We start from the raw sequence: 13930 nt of genomic DNA, 5'->3' as shown, positions 1-13930 counted from the left end.
GTAAGGGTGGCAAATTCAGACAGCCTTGCAAGCGTAACGTGGGATTTTGCGGAAACTGCCGGGATTAACCCGGCAGGCTGAGTTTCTGCTGCTGAATATCTTGCTCGATACCTGCGCGCACATCCTGCGGGATTTTTAGCGCATCGCCCAGCGCGTTGAGGTAGCTGCGCTCCATAAAATGGTCGATATCGATTGCCGCACAGCTGAGAAAATAAAGCTCCAGCGCTTCTTCTTCGTTATTAACGCCTTGTGCCAGACTCTGTGGATCGAGCGGCCGATCGATGGCTTGCTCAATCAGGTTACGCCCTGGCCCTTCAATTCCGGCATCACGCAGCTGCTGGTCGATAATCTGGCGCTCTTTTTCATCGATGTGACCATCGCTTTTCGCCGCGAAAACCAGCGCCATCACCAGGCGCTGCGCGCGCACATCAACAGGAGAGGATTGCTGCCCGAACTGGGGTTCACCCTGGTGGGCTTCACGAACGCGGTCTTTATATTTGTTCCACAACACGCTTCCTGCCACCGCACCGCCGCCAACCAATAATGCGCTGGTGCCATATTTTGTCAGCAGCTTACGTGACGACTTACTCGCCAGCAGTAAGCCTGCCAGGCCGCCCAGCGCGCCGGGCACCAATAATTTACTTAGCCCCTGCACACCATTTCCCGGCGGAGTATTCGGCGATTGATTTTGACCAGTGTGGTTCTGGACGGCCTGCGTTGCCTGCCCCAGCATCGACTGGAGCTGCTGTAACCAGTGACTCATAAGAGATACCCTTTATTAGGAGCTTAACCTCTGAGGTTAAGCGACGGGGTGTCAAGAAGTGTCTGATAAGGCTAAAGATGGGAAAAGAAGCCCGCGCAATAAAGCCCGACGCTGGAAATCAGGATTGATAATCAGCCGTTCCCGCTTTGCAATCGACTACCACGTTATACTGGATATCGGTATTTTTGCCGCGTACGGTCATAGGGACTTTCCAGCGATCGTTATTGCCGGTGATTTCTTTACTGTTGATCCAAATAATCGGGTCGGCCTGCCCTAACTTTTCCCGGTGGCCCGGCCAGCGGACGATTCGTTTTTGCTGATAGTCGTTTTTAATGCTGTTGGCGATGGTTTCTGCATCCACGCCCTCGCATTTCGCAATGGTAACTTTATTCGACTCTGCCGCGGTAGAGATGAAACTAGTGACGAGGCAGACGGCGCAAAGCGCAATACCGATTTTTTTCATCAAATTGTCCTGACAGCTGAGTATCAGAAAAAGTCTGGTACAAAATCGTTATTGCGCAAGTCCTGCTTAGATCTTACGCCGCTTTGGTGCGTTTGCGCGGATGCTCCGCAACGTGATCTTCTGCATCAGCCTCTTGCGGCTCAGCTTTTTCCCCGGCGGTTTCCAGTTCGGGCAGTTTGCCGCTTCTGAGCACCGTAGAGAGCAGATCTTTATTTTCTGCCATCCACATTGCCAGCACGTCGTTTTGCCCCTCTTCAAGCGCAACCGGACTGTGCGTCAGCCACTCGCTCAGCACTTCGGCCAGGTCGAGCATTTTGTCATAGGCGTCCGCATCCTTTTTACTGGCAAATGACATTTTTTCCTGCCCCTCTCGAACAACAACGTATTTGATTTCAACCGCCATCTTGCAGCTCCGATTTAACTGGTTATTTGAACAGTATAATAATATTACCCCTGCATCGCAAGCGGGAAAACCGCTGCGTACGCAAACGTTTTCGTTTATAATTTGCCGGTCCATTTTCTCCGTTCGGGTATACAGATTATGTCAATATTGGGAACAGCACTTCGTCCTTCCGCTACACGCGTTATGTTGTTAGGGTCGGGTGAATTAGGAAAAGAGGTGGCGATTGAGTGCCAGCGCCTGGGTCTGGAAGTGATCGCCGTAGACCGCTACGCCGATGCGCCCGCGATGCATGTCGCCCACCGCAGCCACGTCATCGATATGCTCAATGGCTCCGAACTCAGGAAGCTGGTTACCGTCGAGATGCCCGATTTTATTGTTCCCGAAATTGAAGCTATCGCTACCGATATGCTGGTTGAGCTTGAGCAACAGGGCCAGTGCGTGGTGCCATGCGCGCGGGCAACGCAGCTGACCATGAACCGTGAAGGGATTCGTCGCCTGGCCGCGGAAGTGCTGGGGCTGCCCACTTCCAGCTATCGCTTCGCCGAGAGTGAAGAAGCCTTCCTGCAGGCGGTTGAGGAAATTGGCCTGCCATGCATCGTTAAACCGGTAATGAGCTCTTCAGGCAAAGGGCAAACCTTTATTCGTCATGCCGAACAACTTAAACAAGCCTGGGAATACGCACAAGAGGGTGGGCGCGCAGGTAAAGGGCGCGTGATTGTCGAAGGCGTAGTGAATTTTGATTTCGAAATCACCCTGCTGACTATTAGTGCTGTCGACGGCGTACATTTCTGCGCCCCAATCGGGCACCGTCAGGAAGATGGCGATTACCGTGAATCCTGGCAACCACAGAAAATGAGCGATATTGCTCTGGGCCGCGCGCAAGAAATCGCTGAAAAAGTGGTGAAAGCTTTGGGTGGTTACGGTCTGTTTGGCGTTGAGCTGTTCGTGTGCGGCGATGAAGTGATTTTCAGTGAAGTCTCCCCTCGCCCGCACGACACCGGCATGGTAACGCTGATTTCTCAGGATGTTTCAGAGTTTGCGTTGCACGTCCGTGCTTTCCTTGGCTTGCCAATTGGCGATATTCGCCAGTATGGCCTTGCTGCTTCTGCGGTAATCCTTCCAGAATTGAGCAGCGACAACGTGCAGTTCAGCAATGTGGGTGCTGCGGTAGGCGCAGGTTTGCAAGTACGTCTGTTTGGTAAACCAGAGATTAACGGCAAACGGCGGATGGGTGTCGCATTAGCGACCGGCTCAAGCGTAGAAGATGCGATTGCACGCGCCATTGCCGCAACCAAAGCAGTAAACGTAAAGGGTTAAAAAAATCCCCGCTCTTTCGAGCGAGGATCTTATAAGACGAATAATTCGAGTTGCATCAAGGCGGCGACGCAGTGACAAATTCGTCGGGAACGAATTTGTCCAGCCAAAGGCTGGCCTCCGGTGAGAGACAGGAGTCTCTCATTAATCCCCAGGAGCTTACATTAGTAAGTGACTGGGGTGAGCGAGGAAGCCAACACAGATGCGGCTCGAAGAATGAAGTCTTATTTAGCGCCTTCAACCGCTTCACGAGCAAGCTTAGTAATACGGTCGTAATCACCCGCTTCCAGCGCGTCAGCCGGAACCAACCATGAACCACCGATACACAGAACGCTTTTCAGCGCCAGGTAATCACGGTAGTTAGCCGGGGTGATACCGCCAGTTGGGCAGAAACGAACCTGAGAGAATGGACCTGCAATCGCCTGCAGCGCTTTGGTGCCGCCATTTGCTTCAGCCGGGAAGAATTTGAACTCTTTCAGGCCGTAGTCCAGACCCAGCATCAGTTCAGAAACGGTGCTGATACCAGGGATCAATGGAATGGAACCTTCGGTTGCTGCTTTCAACAGTGGCTCAGTCAGGCCTGGGCTGATGGCGAACTGCGCGCCAGCTTCGGTCACTTCTGCCAGTTGCTCTGGGTTCAGAACGGTACCCGCACCAATAATCGCTTCCGGTACTTCTTTAGCGATAGCACGAATCGCGTCCATTGCGCATGGGGTACGCAGAGTCACTTCCAGAACGCGCACGCCGCCAGCAACCAGCGCTTTAGCCATTGGTACTGCGTGTTCCAGCTTGTTAATTACGATAACCGGGACAACCGGTCCTGTTTTCAGGATCTGTTCCGCAGTAGTTTTCCAGTTTTTCATCTAAGGCCTCTTCAACCAACTTTATTATTCGTTTCCAGCGCAGCAGCAGCTACTCCTGGTCCTTAAAATTTAATACAGGTCGCGCCCTGTTCCGCGCCAGATAACTGTTCGCGTAACGCGCTAAATAGTTCACGGCCGGTTCCCACACGATCTGCGCTGAGATCCGGACGGTAGGCCGTGCGCTTTTCCAGTTCCGTTTCATCGACCAGCAACGCCAGTTCACCCGTCTGACCGTTGACGCGAATCATATCGCCGTCGCGGACCTTTGCCAGCAGCCCACCGTCATAAGCTTCCGGGGTAACATGGATTGCCGAGGGCACCTTACCTGATGCGCCCGATAGCCGTCCATCGGTGACTAACGCTATTTTGAAACAGCGGTCCAATAATACCCCAAGTGGCGGCATAAGTTTATGTAATTCTGGCATGCCGTTCGCTTTTGGCCCTTGATGGCGCACAACAATGACGCAATCGCGGTCAAGTTGACCTGCTTCGAAGGCAGGTAACACGTCATGCTGGCTTTCAAAAATAACTGCTGGCGCTTCGATCACCTGGTTTTCCACCGGCACCGCTGAGGTTTTCATCACCGCACGTCCCAGGTTTCCGCTCAGCACTTTCGTGCCGCCGTGTTTTGAGAAAGGTTTTTCGAAGGTGGCAATAACCGCGGTGTCGAACGCCGCCGCGGCCCCCTCACGCCATGCCAGCTGACCGTTATCCAGCCACGGCTCCATGGTGTAATGATGCAGGCCGAAGCCCGCGACAGTGTTCACGTCTTCGTGCAACAAACCGCCTTTAAGCAATTCGCGCATCAGCACAGGTACGCCGCCCGCCGCCTGGAAGTGGTTAATGTCAGCCGGGCCGTTTGGATACAGCTTCGCCAGCAACGGCACCACATCAGAAAGATCGGAGAAATCATCCCAGTTGATGATAATACCCGCCGCGCGCGCCATCGCCACCAGGTGCATGGTGTGGTTGGTAGAGCCACCGGTCGCCAGCAATGCCACGATACCGTTTACCACCACTTTTTCATCCATCATTTTACCGATCGGCATCCACTCGTTACCGTTGCCGGTCAGACGCGTCACCTGGCGCGCTGCCGCTGCGGTCAATTCGTGGCGCAGTGGTGCGTCCGGGTGAACAAAAGAAGAGCCGGGCAGCTGCATGCCCATGAACTCCACCACCATCTGATTGGTATTGGCAGTGCCGTAGAAAGTACAGGTTCCTGGGGCATGGTAAGAGGCAGCTTCAGACTCCAGCAGCGCGTGGCGATCGACTTTGCCTTCGGCATAAAGCTGGCGAATGCGGACCTTTTCTTTATTCGGTAAACCGCTGGCCATCGGGCCTGATGGCACAAATACCGCCGGCAGGTGGCCAAATGAGAGCGCCGCCATCGTCAGGCCCGGGACGATTTTGTCACATACGCCAAGGTAGAGTGCACCATCAAACATATTGTGCGACAGGCCAATCGCCGCAGACATCGCAATAATTTCGCGGCTCAGCAGCGACAGCTCCATACCATCCTGCCCCTGGGTTACGCCGTCGCACATTGCCGGTACGCCGCCCGCCACCTGTCCTACTGCGCCAACGGAATGTAACGCTTTGCGAATTTGCTGCGGATAATCCTCATAGGGCTGGTGAGCAGAGAGCATATCGTTGTAAGAGGTAACGATCGCAATATTGTTACGCAGCATACTTTTCAACGCCGCTTTATCTTCCGGCTGGCATGCCGCAAAACCGTGAGCCAGGTTACCGCAGGCTAACTCCGAGCGGTGAACGGTATTCGACTTCGCTTCTTCTATGCGCGCCAGATAAGCTTCACGGGTCTGGCAGGAACGTTCAATAATGCGCTTTGTTACGCGTAACAAATCAGGATTCATAACAGGTCCTCATAATATGGCTGCCGTCGCTTTTGGGCAGGGGATGAAGGTGGCCGGCTCCTCTCTCTTCTTGTGAGGCGGCAATCCGTATCATCGGTGGCAAAATCGCTTCAGCTAGTGTAAATAAAAAAGCCCTGCTGGTGAATCCAGTCAGGGCTTTTAAATTAAAAAATTTCCACAGTACGCGTGCCAGACCATGTTACCGGTAAAATTAGTGACTCCTATTACGCGGTTTTTACAAACTTACACCAAATTTATCTCCTGAATCATTCGAGTTGCAGGCAGGCGGCAAACGTCCGAGTCCCGATGAGCTTACATAAGTAAGTGATTACTCGGCCCACTTATGGGCCTCACCCCTTGGGACCGCTGCAAGCAGCGTTCAAATCAGCTTTCAGCCGATTTGTCGGGTGAGGGCGCACAGCCACACCCCTGCAACTTGAAGGATGACGGAGATTTACTCGAATTCGTTCCATGAACGGCCATCGCGGGTAATCATCGCCACCGATGCCACCGGCCCCCAGGTGCCAGCCTGGTAAGGTTTTGGCGCATCGTTGTCCGCAGCCCAGGCTTCGGTGATGGAGTCAACCCACTTCCATGCCTCTTCGACTTCGTCACGACGCACGAACAGAGCCTGAATACCGCGCATGGTTTCCAGCAGCAGACGCTCGTAAGCATCGGCCAGATGTGATTCGTTGAAGGTTTCGGAGTAGCTCAGATCGAGTTTAGTGGTTTGCAGGTTATGCTTGTGCTCAAGGCCGGGAACTTTGTTAAGCACCTGAATATCCACCCCTTCGTCTGGTTGCAGACGGATGGTGAGCTTATTCTGTGGCAGATCCTGCCAGGAATCTTTGAACAGGTTCAACGATGGGTTTTTGAAATAGACCACCACCTCAGAGCATTTGGTTGGCAGACGTTTACCGGTGCGCAGGTAGAACGGCACCCCCGCCCAACGCCAGTTATCGATATCAACACGGATAGCGACAAAGGTTTCGGTGCTGCTGCTTTTGTTGGCCCCTTCCTCTTCCAGATAGCCCGGAACCTTCTTACCCTGCGCAAAACCGGCGGTGTACTGGCCACGGACGGTTTTCTCACGCACATTGCTGCGGTCGATACGGCGCAGGGATTGCAGAACTTTGACTTTCTCATCGCGGATATGGTCAGCGGTGAGATCGGAAGGCGGGGACATCGCAATCATGCACAAAATTTGCAGCAGGTGGTTTTGAATCATGTCGCGCATCTGCCCGGCCTGATCAAAATAACCCCAGCGCCCTTCGATACCCACCTCTTCCGCAACGGTGATTTCCACGTGATCGATGGTTTTGTTATCCCAGTTATTGGCAAACAGGGAGTTAGCAAAACGCAGCGCCAACAGGTTGAGAACCGTTTCCTTTCCTAAATAGTGGTCGATACGGTAAACCTGGCACTCTTCAAAATACTCGCCTACCTGGTTATTGATCTCTTGCGAGGTCACAAGCGAGGTACCAAGCGGTTTTTCCATCACCACGCGAGCAGGTTTAGCGTTGAGGTTCGCCTTACCGAGGCCCTTACAGATCGAGCCAAAGGTATTCGGTGGCATAGCAAAATAGTTGATGGTGACGCGATTTTGCTGGTCGAGCATTTTACCGAGTTTGCTAAAGGCCGCGGTGTCGTTAACATCAAGGTTGCAAAAATCGAGACGGCCGCTCAATTTATCCCACAGGCTTTCGTCAATCGTTTCCTTCATAAAGGTTTCGAGCGCTTCGCGCACCACCTTGATGTAAGCCTCTTTATCCCACTCTGCGCGGCCCACACCCAGGATACGTGTTTCCGGGTGGATCTGCCCCGCCTTCTCCAGCTGATACAGGGATGGCAGAAGTTTCCGACGCGCAAGATCGCCTTTTGCGCCGAAAATCACCAGGTCACATGCCTGAGCTGTCTGTGTTACCGCCATGTCTCGTCTCCTCGTTGCGGATGTCCCGGCTTGCTTACCAGGCATACTTGTAATTTTATTACAGAACAATGTACTGCGTTTGATGAATTCAGGTAAATCTTTGCCCATTATTTGATCGTACTGGTGGGCAATATTGAGCCACCAGCGCCATTATGGCGCTAATTAAGCGAATTTTCCGACGTTTTGCCGTTGATGTACACCATCTCTAAAGTTAGACGCTGATCATGTAATGAAAAAAAACAACATTATTACCGCGAATAACTTAACCCATCGCCAGTCGGCAAGCGTATATTCTTGCTAAATCGTGCCACGATTTCTCCATTTGTTGAAATCGACAAAAACCATGAGTGCCGGACACCTATGAATATGCTGGACAAAATCCAGTCCCAACTGGAACACCTTAGCAAATCAGAACGTAAAGTCGCAGAAGTGATTCTTACCGCACCGCAAGACGCCATTCACTCAAGCATTGCCACCCTCGCCCGCAGTGCTGAAGTCAGCGAGCCCACGGTCAACCGCTTTTGCCGCCGCCTGGAAACCAAAGGCTTTCCGGATTTTAAATTACATCTGGCACAAAGTCTGGCTAATGGCACCCCTTATGTAAACCGCAATGTTGACGAAGATGACAGTGTAGAAGCTTATACCGGCAAAATCTTTGAATCCGCCATGGCAAGCCTTGACCAGGTGCGGCAATCACTGGATATGGCCGCCGTTAATCGCGCGGTAGACCTGCTAACTCAGGCAAAAAAAATCGCCTTCTTTGGCCTGGGCTCTTCTGCCGCCGTCGCCCACGATGCGATGAACAAATTCTTCCGTTTTAATGTGCCGGTCATCTATTCCGACGATGTCGTTTTGCAGCGAATGAGCTGCATGAACTGTAGCGAGGAAGACGTGGTGGTGCTGATTTCGCACACCGGGCGCACTAAAAACCTGGTGGAGCTGGCGCAGCTGGCCCGAGAAAACGATGCCATTGTGCTGGCTATCACCTCAGAAGGCTCGCCGCTGGCGCGCGAAGCCACTCTCTCTTTATTGCTCGATGTGCCAGAAGACACCGATATCTATATGCCGATGGTGTCGCGCCTTGCGCAGCTCACCGTTATTGATGTGCTGGCAACCGGTTTTACTTTGCGCCGTGGCGCGAAATTCAGAGATAACTTGAAGCGAGTCAAGGAAGCCCTCAGGGAATCGCGTTTTGATAAGGGGCTTTTTGTCCCGGGTGAAGATAATTAAGTTTTATAACAAAGCTGTAACTTTTTAGGTCATTCGGTTAAGTTGTTGCTTTGGGCTTTTCAACGCCCCTGACTTACCGAATCTTTTGTTAACGCAACACCAAAGTTGTTTCAGTCAACGGAGTAATACATGTCCAGACGGCTACGTAGAACCAAAATCGTTACCACTTTAGGTCCAGCGACCGATCGCGACAATAATCTGGAAAAGGTTATCGCTGCTGGCGCTAACGTGGTACGAATGAACTTTTCTCATGGCACCGCAGAAGATCATCAGCTGCGTGCGGATAAAGTTCGTGAAATTGCCGCGAAACTGGGTCGACATGTCGCTATTTTGGGCGATTTGCAGGGACCAAAAATTCGTGTTTCCACCTTTAAAGAAGGGAAAGTTTTCCTGAATATCGGTGACAAATTCCTGCTTGATGCCAACCTGGGCAAAGGCGAAGGCGACAAAGAAAAAGTCGGTATCGACTATAAAGGTCTGCCTGCTGATGTGGTGACCGGCGACATCCTGCTGCTTGATGACGGACGCGTACAGCTAAAAGTGCTCGAGGTTCAGGGGATGAAGGTCTTTACCGAAGTCACCGTGGGCGGCCCGCTGTCGAATAATAAAGGGATCAACAAGCTGGGCGGCGGCCTGTCTGCTGAAGCGCTGACCGATAAAGACAAAGCGGATATTCTGACGGCCGCCAAAATCGGTGTTGATTACCTTGCGGTCTCTTTCCCGCGCTGTGGTGAAGACCTGAACTACGCTCGCCGCCTGGCGCGTGATGCAGGCTGTGATGCGAAGATTGTGGCTAAAGTTGAGCGTGCCGAAGCGGTCTGCGACGAAGCGGCAATGGATGACGTGATCCTGGCGTCTGACGTCGTAATGGTGGCTCGTGGTGACCTCGGCGTTGAAATCGGCGATCCGGAACTGGTCGGCATTCAGAAGACCCTGATTCGTCGCGCGCGTAAGCTCAACCGTGCGGTTATCACCGCGACTCAAATGATGGAGTCGATGATTACCAACCCAATGCCTACCCGTGCGGAAGTGATGGACGTGGCAAACGCCGTCCTCGATGGCACCGATGCGGTCATGCTTTCTGCAGAAACGGCGGCGGGGCAATACCCGGCGGAAACCGTAGCGGCTATGGCGCGCGTTTGCCTGGGTGCGGAGAAAATCCCAAGCATCAACGTTTCCAAACACCGTCTTGACGTGCAGTTCGACAATGTCGAAGAGGCGATTGCCATGTCGGCGATGTATGCGGCCAACCACCTGAAAGGGATCACCGCCATCATCACCATGACCGAGTCTGGCCGCACCGCACTGATGACTTCACGTATCAGCTCCGGCCTACCTATCTTCGCGATGTCCCGCCATGAGCGCACGCTGAACCTCACCTCTTTGTACCGTGGCGTAACGCCTGTCTATTTCGATAGCGCAAGCGACGGCGTTTTGGCGGCCAACGATGCGGTAAACCTGCTGCGTGATAAAGGCTACCTGGTTTCTGGCGATTTGGTTATCGTCACCCAGGGGGATGTGATGAGTACTATAGGTACCACCAATACCACGCGTATTCTGTGCGTTGAGTAATTTATCCTCATAAGATAAAGGGGCCGATTGGCCCCTTTATCTTTCTGATAATCAAACAAAAAGCGCGGTTCTTATTTCCTCAGCGCTTTTTCTTCGGATATAACTCTTTGCGGCTGTAGGGCTCCGCCTCCCCTTCCTTGCGCGTTTTAAGCAGCTTCAGGATCCAGGTGTACTGCTTCAGATTCGGGCCGACAAAAATTTCCACCTCTTCGTTCATCCGCCGGGCAATGGTAAGGTCATCTGCGCTGGCTAAATCATCCATGGGCGGGCGAATATAAATATCCAGACAGTGGCTCTCGCTGTTATAGGCCGGGAAAAGCGGCACGATACGCGCACGGCATACTTTCATTAAGCGACCAATAGCTGGCAGCGTTGCTTTGTAGGTAGCGAAGAAATCAACAAACTCGCTATGTTCAGCGCCGTGATCCTGGTCTGGCAGATAGTAGCCCCAGTGGCCCTGGCGCACCGAGCTAATAAATGGCTTAATCCCGTCATTACGCGCATGCAGACGCCCGCCAAAACGGCGGCGCACGCTATTCCACATATAGTCGAATACTGGATTGCCCTGATTATGGAACATCGCCGCCACGTTTTGCCCCCGGGACGCCAGCAGCATCGCAGGGATATCTACCGCCCAGGCGTGCGGAACGAGCAGAATCACGTTTTCTTCGCGCCGCTGTAGCTCATCAATAATCTCTTTACCGTGCCAGTTAATGCGCGGGGCGATTTTTTGCGGACCTTTAATGGCCAGCTCCGCCATCATCACCATGGCCTGTGGCGCGGTAGCGAACATCTCGTCGATAACCGCCTCACGCTCTGCTTCAGGCATCTGTGGGAAACAGTACAGTAAATTAATCTGTGCGCGACGCCGGGCGCTTTTACCAAAGCGCCCGGCAATGCGTCCTATTTTACCCAGCAGAGGATCGCGTAACGATGGCGGTAACATTGCCAGCCCGGCAAAAGCGCCAACGCCTAACCAGGCACCCCAAAATTTCGGGTGCAGGAAGGCCTTTTGAAACTCAGGAATGAACTCGCCGGGGCTTTTTTTTGCTTTTTCCATGCATATTCTCAGTACGGCATCAAATCATTGATGACATGAAATTTGTCAGTATCTTAGCGGGGGAATGTCCATCAGACAAATCAGACAAAGAAAAAGCCGGTACGGAGTACCGGCTGCTTTCTTGATGCCGAATTAATTGAAGCTAAGCTGCGGTGTCACTTCACGAACCTGAGCCAGATATTGATTGCGATCCGTGCCGGTCAACCCTTCGGTACGCGGCAATTTAGCTGTCAGTGGATTCACGGCCTGCTGGTTAATCCACACTTCATAATGCAGATGTGGCCCGGTAGAACGCCCGGTATTGCCCGATAGTGCAATACGGTCGCCGCGCTTCACTTTCTGCCCGGGCTTCACCAGCAGCTTCTTCAGGTGCATATAGCGGGTGGTATAGGTGCGCCCGTGGCGAATAGCGACAAAGTAACCTGCGGCGCCGCTACGTTTTGCCATGACCACTTCACCATCACCGACGGCGAGTACCGGTGTGCCTTGCGGCATCGCAAAGTCGACCCCCTTATGGGGCGCCACGCGTCCGGTTACCGGGTTAAGGCGACGCGGATTGAAGTTCGAAGAGATACGGAACTGTTTGGCGGTTGGAAAACGCATAAAGCCTTTCGCAAGGCCGGAACCGCTACGATCGTAGAACTTGCCGTCCTGCGCGCGAATAGCATAATAATCTTTACCGCTGCTGCGCAGACGCACACCAACCAGTTGGCTTTGTTCGCGCTTGCCATCCAGCATTTCCCGCGACATCAGCACGGAAAACTCATCGCCTTTTTTCAGTTTGCGGAAGTCCATCTGCCACTGCATGGCTTTGATAACCGAGCTGATTTCAGCACTGGTCAATCCGGCGGCTTTGGCGCTGCTGACGAAGCTATTGCCAACCGTGCCTTTGAGCACATTATTGACCCACTCGCCCTGCTGCATTTCACTGCTGAGCCTGAAGGTGCTGCCCGAACGATCGTAAGTGCGCGTTTCCCGGCGCGACATTTCCCAGGTCAGGCGCTGTAATTCGCCAGCATCGTTTAGCGTCCAGGAAATTTGCTGACCGATTTTCAGATTGCGCAGATCTTTATCCACTGCGGCAAGCTGGCTGATATCGCCCATATCAATGCCGTACTGGTTGAGAATGCTGCTGAGCGTATCCCCCGTCGAGACCACATACTCATGAACGCCGGTTTCACCCGCGGTTTTATCATCGAGCTCATCTTGTGGAATGGTGTCATCTTCAGCGTCCGGGGATTGGTCCAATGGTTCACTGGCTTCCGGAAGCAACGAGCGAATCTCGTTTTTCTCCAGCTCAATGGTTTTAATCACGGGGGTAGCTTGAGGATGATAGACGTACGGTCGCCAGACGGCGACCGCAAGCGTAAGAACTGTAAGAGACCCCAGCATAACGCGGTGGGGCCGGGACAAATTGTCGAATGCCAGGGCGACAGAGCGGGCTATCTGTTGCACGTATTCACTTCCTCATTAATCTCCTTTCAGGCAGCTCGCATACTGGTTCGCAAGCCCGCTCAAAAACTGCATATAGCTGTCTTTAGCAAGCTTAACCTCAATTCCCAGTGGGTCTAGCGTGCCGCTTCGCACGTTAGTGCCACGGGCTACGGCATTGATCACTGCTGGCCTGAACTGTGGTTCAGCAAACACGCACACGGCTTTTTGCTCAACCAACTGTGTTCTGATGTCATGTAAACGCTGCGCACCGGGCTGGATTTCTGGGTTAACGGTAAAATGGCCAAGTGACTTCAAACCGTACTGTTTTTCAAAGTAGCCATAAGCGTCGTGAAAAACGAAATACCCTTTTCCTTTGAGCGGTGCCAGCTCGCTACCAACCTGCTTATCGATGTTGGCTAATCCTAACTCGAAAGTCCGCAGGTTGGCGTTTAGTTTGGCGCTATTTTGGGGCATAAGTTCCACTAATTTATCGTGGATTGCAACCGCTGACAGGCGCGCTATCTTTGGCGAAAGCCAAATATGCATGTTGTATTCACCATGATGGTGACCGTCGTCACCATTTTCAGCTGAATGGTCATGGCCTTCATGGTCGTGAGCGTCATCGTCAGCACCTTTCATCAGTAACGGTTTCACGCCCGGCAGCGCCGCCAGCTGCACTTTTTTGGGTTCCGCTAGCTGGCCGACTGATTTCTGCATGAAGGCTTCCATTTCTGGACCAACCCATACCACTAAGTCCGCGCTTTGTAAGCGTTTTACGTCTGATGGGCGCAGCGCATAATCATGGGCAGAAGCGCCGTCCGGCAGTAAAATTTCAGTGGTTGTCACGCCATCAGCGATAGCTGCGGCAATAAATCCTAATGGTTTGATAGAGGCAACAACGGCGGCCTGGGCCGGTAGCGCTGCGGCGCCGAGAAAAGCTGTTGCCAGAGCTGCGCAAAGAAATGAGTTTTTATGTAACATAATGCGACTTTTCATCATGATGAATGTGGGAAGTGTGATATTA

12 protein-coding genes are annotated in these 13930 nt (G+C 52.8%); 3 read left to right on the top strand and 9 right to left on the bottom strand.

Features of this window, described 5'->3' with window-relative positions:
- Nucleotides 1-64 precede the first annotated feature (64 nt).
- From EHN07_RS16530 to EHN07_RS16520, 3 genes are all read right to left on the bottom strand, one after another.
- Nucleotides 65-763 carry a tellurite resistance TerB family protein gene (locus tag EHN07_RS16530; RefSeq protein ID WP_124025142.1) on the bottom strand — a complete coding sequence of 233 codons (699 nt, stop codon included), beginning with the start codon at nt 761-763 and terminating at the stop codon, nt 65-67.
- A 118-nt stretch (nt 764-881) separates the two neighbouring features.
- A complete protein-coding gene (gene yebF / locus EHN07_RS16525; RefSeq protein ID WP_124025141.1) occupies nt 882-1226 on the bottom strand; it encodes a protein YebF in 345 nt (114 codons plus the stop codon).
- A gap of 73 nt (nt 1227-1299) precedes the next feature.
- On the bottom strand, nt 1300-1629 hold the full coding sequence (locus tag EHN07_RS16520; RefSeq protein WP_124025140.1) for a YebG family protein: 330 nt from the start codon (nt 1627-1629) through the stop codon (nt 1300-1302).
- 138 nt (nt 1630-1767) lie between these two features.
- On the opposite strand from EHN07_RS16520, the gene purT reads away from it, so the two are divergent.
- The gene (gene purT / locus EHN07_RS16515) at nt 1768-2946 is read left to right on the top strand and encodes a formate-dependent phosphoribosylglycinamide formyltransferase (protein ID WP_124025139.1); all 1179 of its coding nucleotides are present in this window, start codon (nt 1768-1770) and stop codon (nt 2944-2946) included.
- A 221-nt stretch (nt 2947-3167) separates the two neighbouring features.
- Here purT and EHN07_RS16510 read toward each other — a convergent pair whose 3' ends face one another.
- From EHN07_RS16510 to zwf, 3 genes are all read right to left on the bottom strand, one after another.
- Nucleotides 3168-3806 (bottom strand): bifunctional 4-hydroxy-2-oxoglutarate aldolase/2-dehydro-3-deoxy-phosphogluconate aldolase, encoded by a 639-nt coding sequence (locus EHN07_RS16510; RefSeq protein ID WP_124025138.1) that lies wholly within the window; start codon nt 3804-3806, stop codon nt 3168-3170.
- 62 nt (nt 3807-3868) lie between these two features.
- Nucleotides 3869-5680: a phosphogluconate dehydratase gene (edd, locus tag EHN07_RS16505; RefSeq protein WP_124025137.1), complete on the bottom strand. Its 1812-nt coding sequence runs from the start codon at nt 5678-5680 to the stop codon at nt 3869-3871.
- Nucleotides 5681-6134: 454 nt separating this feature from the next.
- On the bottom strand, nt 6135-7610 hold the full coding sequence (gene zwf / locus EHN07_RS16500; protein WP_124025136.1) for a glucose-6-phosphate dehydrogenase: 1476 nt from the start codon (nt 7608-7610) through the stop codon (nt 6135-6137).
- Nucleotides 7611-7970: 360 nt separating this feature from the next.
- On the opposite strand from zwf, the gene EHN07_RS16495 reads away from it, so the two are divergent.
- The gene (locus EHN07_RS16495) at nt 7971-8840 is read left to right on the top strand and encodes a MurR/RpiR family transcriptional regulator (protein WP_124025135.1); all 870 of its coding nucleotides are present in this window, start codon (nt 7971-7973) and stop codon (nt 8838-8840) included.
- Nucleotides 8841-8969: 129 nt separating this feature from the next.
- Nucleotides 8970-10412, top strand: coding sequence for a pyruvate kinase (gene pyk / locus EHN07_RS16490; RefSeq protein ID WP_124025134.1), 1443 nt, complete (start codon nt 8970-8972; stop codon nt 10410-10412).
- A gap of 79 nt (nt 10413-10491) precedes the next feature.
- Here pyk and lpxM read toward each other — a convergent pair whose 3' ends face one another.
- The 3 genes from lpxM to znuA all read right to left on the bottom strand — a co-directional run bounded on the left by lpxM (nt 10492) and on the right by znuA (nt 13887).
- On the bottom strand, nt 10492-11472 hold the full coding sequence (gene lpxM / locus EHN07_RS16485; RefSeq protein WP_124025133.1) for a lauroyl-Kdo(2)-lipid IV(A) myristoyltransferase: 981 nt from the start codon (nt 11470-11472) through the stop codon (nt 10492-10494).
- Between the two features lie 132 nt (nt 11473-11604).
- Nucleotides 11605-12927 carry a murein DD-endopeptidase MepM gene (gene mepM / locus EHN07_RS16480; protein ID WP_124025132.1) on the bottom strand — a complete coding sequence of 441 codons (1323 nt, stop codon included), beginning with the start codon at nt 12925-12927 and terminating at the stop codon, nt 11605-11607.
- 15 nt (nt 12928-12942) lie between these two features.
- Complete coding sequence (znuA, locus tag EHN07_RS16475) at nt 12943-13887, bottom strand: zinc ABC transporter substrate-binding protein ZnuA (protein WP_124025131.1); 945 nt, start codon at nt 13885-13887, stop codon at nt 12943-12945.
- Nucleotides 13888-13930: the final 43 nt, after the last annotated feature.

It is taken from the genome of Buttiauxella warmboldiae (genome assembly GCF_003818135.1).
GTDB lineage: Bacteria > Pseudomonadota > Gammaproteobacteria > Enterobacterales > Enterobacteriaceae > Buttiauxella > Buttiauxella warmboldiae.
This window is presented reverse-complemented; position numbering and strand designations above follow the sequence as displayed.

Coding starts and splice junctions, on each gene's coding strand:
- EHN07_RS16530 (WP_124025142.1), bottom strand. CDS start 763: ATGAGTCACTGGTTACAGCAGCTCCAGTCGATGCTGGGGCAGGCAACG.
- yebF (WP_124025141.1), bottom strand. CDS start 1,226: ATGAAAAAAATCGGTATTGCGCTTTGCGCCGTCTGCCTCGTCACTAGT.
- EHN07_RS16520 (WP_124025140.1), bottom strand. CDS start 1,629: ATGGCGGTTGAAATCAAATACGTTGTTGTTCGAGAGGGGCAGGAAAAA.
- purT (WP_124025139.1), top strand. CDS start 1,768: ATGTCAATATTGGGAACAGCACTTCGTCCTTCCGCTACACGCGTTATG.
- EHN07_RS16510 (WP_124025138.1), bottom strand. CDS start 3,806: ATGAAAAACTGGAAAACTACTGCGGAACAGATCCTGAAAACAGGACCG.
- edd (WP_124025137.1), bottom strand. CDS start 5,680: ATGAATCCTGATTTGTTACGCGTAACAAAGCGCATTATTGAACGTTCC.
- zwf (WP_124025136.1), bottom strand. CDS start 7,610: ATGGCGGTAACACAGACAGCTCAGGCATGTGACCTGGTGATTTTCGGC.
- EHN07_RS16495 (WP_124025135.1), top strand. CDS start 7,971: ATGAATATGCTGGACAAAATCCAGTCCCAACTGGAACACCTTAGCAAA.
- pyk (WP_124025134.1), top strand. CDS start 8,970: ATGTCCAGACGGCTACGTAGAACCAAAATCGTTACCACTTTAGGTCCA.
- lpxM (WP_124025133.1), bottom strand. CDS start 11,472: ATGGAAAAAGCAAAAAAAAGCCCCGGCGAGTTCATTCCTGAGTTTCAA.
- znuA (WP_124025131.1), bottom strand. CDS start 13,887: ATGTTACATAAAAACTCATTTCTTTGCGCAGCTCTGGCAACAGCTTTT.